The organism is Kitasatospora putterlickiae, assembly GCF_039527695.1.
GTDB classification, from domain to species: Bacteria; Actinomycetota; Actinomycetes; order Streptomycetales; family Streptomycetaceae; genus Kitasatospora; species Kitasatospora putterlickiae.
The window spans coordinates 1-1,156 of sequence record NZ_BAAAKJ010000201.1 but is presented as its reverse complement, the minus strand read 5'-3'; the positions used below and the strand labels follow the sequence as shown (position 1 = coordinate 1,156).

The 1,156-nt window shown below is 75.5% G+C and carries 1 protein-coding gene; it reads left to right on the top strand.

What is annotated here, in order from left to right; genetic code table 11:
- Positions 1 to 1,156 (top strand): ATP-binding protein (locus tag ABD308_RS20210; protein ID WP_344337250.1); only part of this gene is annotated, 1,156 nt, incomplete at both ends.

Below are 1,156 nucleotides of genomic sequence, written 5' to 3'. Positions count from 1 at the left end.
CCCCCGCCCGCACCGGGGTCGCCCTGTGCGCGGTGGTCGCCACGCTGGCGGTGGTCCTGGTCGCCGCCGAGGCCGCCCGCCGGGGCCGGACGGCGGAGGAGTTGCGCACACGGGCGGTCCAGCGCGAGGGCGAGTTGCTCCGCCGGCTGACCCGGCAGGAGACCGAGTACATCCGGCTGGCCAAGTCCGTCCTGCCCGCCGCGATGACCAGGCTCTCGATGGGCGAGGGCCTGGAGAACGTCGTCCGCGCCTACACCCTCCAGGACGTCACGGTCGGCGCCGAGTTCCGGGCGGCGCAGCAGACCCTGCTGCGCGCCGTGCTGGAGACCGTCGAGAACGAGGAGGCGCTGCGCGAGTCCGCCCGGCGCTCGTTCGTCAACATCGCCCGCCGCGTCCAGGCGATCGTCCACCGGCAGGCCGCCGAACTGCGCAGCATGGAGCACGCGCACGGCAACGACCCCGCCGTCTTCGACGACCTGCTGCTGCTCGACCACGGCAACGCGCTGATCGGCCGCCTCGCCGACAGCATCGCGGTGCTCGGCGGCGCCCGGCCGGGCCGTCAGTGGAGCAAGGCGGTGCCGCTGTACAGCGTGCTGCGCGGCGCGATGTCCCGCATCCTCGACTTCGAGCGGGTCGAGCTGCACCCGGTCTCGGAGGTGGCCGTCGTCGGCCCCGCCGTGGAACCGCTCATCCACGCGGTGGCCGAACTCCTGGACAACGCCACCCGCTACTCGCCGCCGCACACCCTGGTGCACCTGACCGCGGTCGAGGTGCAGACCGGCATCGCGATCGAGATCGAGGACGGCGGACTGAGCCTCAGCGAGGAGGGCCGGGCCCGGGCCGAGCGGATGATCGCGGAGGCGCAGGCCGGCGCCGACCTCAACGACCTCGGCGAGACGCCGCGGCTCGGCCTCGCCGTCGTCGGCCGGCTCTGCCAGGCGTACGGCTTCCAGGTCTCGCTGCGGCCCTCGGCCTACGGCGGGGTGCGGGCGGTGCTGGTCTTCCCGCAGGAGCTGATCACCACCGCCCCCGCGACCGGGCGCGCCCACGGCATCGGCGTCACCGGCTCGTCCGGCCCCGACCCGGTGGACGACCGCCGGCCGCACACCTCGCCGCCACCGCGCCGCCCGCTGAGCGGACCGCCGCCCGGGCCGCC